2 protein-coding genes and 1 pseudogene are annotated in these 1,992 nt (G+C 43.4%); all 3 read left to right on the top strand.

Annotated elements, in window-relative coordinates; translation table 11 throughout:
* Positions 1-218 precede the first annotated feature (218 nt).
* A complete protein-coding gene (locus tag V7L97_RS08530) occupies positions 219-692 on the top strand; it encodes a ferritin family protein (RefSeq protein WP_333655066.1) in 474 nt (157 codons plus the stop codon).
* A 104-nt stretch (positions 693-796) separates the two neighbouring features.
* Positions 797-1,618: a 16S rRNA (cytidine(1402)-2'-O)-methyltransferase gene (gene rsmI / locus V7L97_RS08525; RefSeq protein ID WP_333655065.1), complete on the top strand. Its 822-nt coding sequence runs from the start codon at positions 797-799 to the stop codon at positions 1,616-1,618.
* 144 nt (positions 1,619-1,762) lie between these two features.
* Positions 1,763-1,992 (top strand): annotated as a pseudogene (locus tag V7L97_RS08520) (MFS transporter); the annotation flags it as partial.

Below are 1,992 nucleotides of genomic sequence, written 5' to 3'. Positions count from 1 at the left end.
TATATGTCAGGCACGGCCCAAAGACTTTAAAAAGTGTTGGTTCAAGTGTATATGAGAGATAATAAATGCATCATCCATCAAGTATCCAATGTAGTAGATGACGGATACAAGATAAATGAATTTAGCAGTGCGTGGTTTAAAGTCTTTTCGCAGCACCTGACATATAATTCTAAGATTAGATTCGCTCAGTTTAGGTCTAAATAAACAGGAGGATTATTATGGAGAAATTTTCGATCAGAGAGGTTGTCGGGCAGGCAGTTCAGACAGAGAAGCTGGGCTATCAGTTTTATACCACGATGGCGGAGAAATTCAGGAAAGAAAATGAAGACCTGTATAAGCTCTTCACGACCCTTGCGGAAAAAGAGTTGAATCACGAAAAGACATTCTCGGAACTTTTAGGACTTCTCGGAGACAACGAGCCCGAGGGATGGGAAGATATATCCCAGTATATGAGGGCAGTTGTGGAATCGGAATTCTTTCTTGGCAAAAACAAATCACTTCCATCCATGGAAAATATAAAAACAGCGAACGATGCAGTGGATTTTGCGATCGGTTTTGAAAAAGAGACACTGCTTTATTTCCACGGGATAAAGGATGCAGTGAAAGAAAAAGAGATTGTAGAAAATATTATTAATGAGGAAAAGGCACATATCAAATGGCTTGTCTGTTTTAAAGGCACTTTTACCAAATAAGTGCCTTTAATCCATAGGAAATAATAGAAAATCAAGCAGTGACAGGAAGTTATAAAAGGGGGATTTCGTAAGGGGGACTTTGTCCCCTTTACGGCTTATGATGAATGCCTTACGGAAAGCTATACATTGTCTCGACTCCAATTGGAAACCTTGAGGACATAACCCTAAGGGCGATAAGGGTCTTAAAAGAGGTTGATGTTATTGCCGCTGAGGACACGAGGCACTCCCGCAAGCTCCTCAACCATTACGGCATAACAAAGCCCATGATCAGTTATTGGTCTGAAAAAGAGAAGGTCAGGTCAGAAGAGATGATAGAAAAGCTGCGCTCAGGATTATCTATTGCCATTATCTCGGATGCAGGGACTCCCGGCATATCAGACCCGGGTGCGGTGCTTATAAAAAGGGCGATAGATGAAGGAATAGATGTTGTGCCGATCCCTGGGCCGTCTGCAGCCATCGCAGCCCTTTCTGCATCAGGGCTTTCAACAGAGGAGTTCACATTTATAGGCTTTCTGCCTCCAAAGACTGCACAGAGACAGAAAAGGTTAAATGAGCTTGCGCTTGAGCCGAGAACCCTAATATTTTATGAAGCGCTTCATAGGATATTGGACACGCTTTCGGATATGAAAGAGATATTTGCGGAAAGAAATGCAGTGCTTGCAAAGGAAATCACGAAGATGCACGAGGAGATATTGCGAGGAACCATATCCGAAATCCTCGATTCCCTTGAAAACAGGACTATTGCAGGGGAATATGTAATAATAGTCGAGGGAATGAAGAGAGAGAATGTCCAGATAGATATCGCTCTCGATGAGATCAGGGCGCTCATGAGAAAGGGAAAGGGGAGGAAAGAGGCGGTAAAGATTGTTGCGGAGGCTTACGGTCTCAGCAAAAAAGAGCTTTATGATAAATCTCTTGAAGGATAAAAGGAGGACAAGGCATTATCGCTCATTCTCGAAAGGCATCCAGCCTTTCTGCGAGGCTGAGCCAGCCCGCTTAGACATCCATGTCACGCTTGGGCTGCCTAAGTCCGCTCTAATACCTTGTCCTCCTTTTTTAGAGGATAGCATATGAAGGATTTTGAAATTTCCGCATTGCCTGAAGAAAGGGTGAGCTTCAGCAGGGATCTGCTTTCTGTTCCTGTTATAGTTGCTGCCCTCGGATATTTTGTCGATATTTATGACCTCATACTCTTCAGCATTGTTCGAGTTCAGAGCCTTAAATCCATAGGACTTGCAGGACAGGACATTCTCGATAAAGGCGTTTTCCTGTTAAACATGCAGATGGCTGGCATGCTCCT

It is taken from the genome of Dissulfurispira sp., from assembly GCF_036745535.1.
Lineage (GTDB): Bacteria > Nitrospirota > Thermodesulfovibrionia > Thermodesulfovibrionales > Dissulfurispiraceae > Dissulfurispira.
The sequence above is the reverse complement of the archived record's forward strand: the minus strand, read 5'-3'. Positions and strand labels throughout refer to the sequence as shown.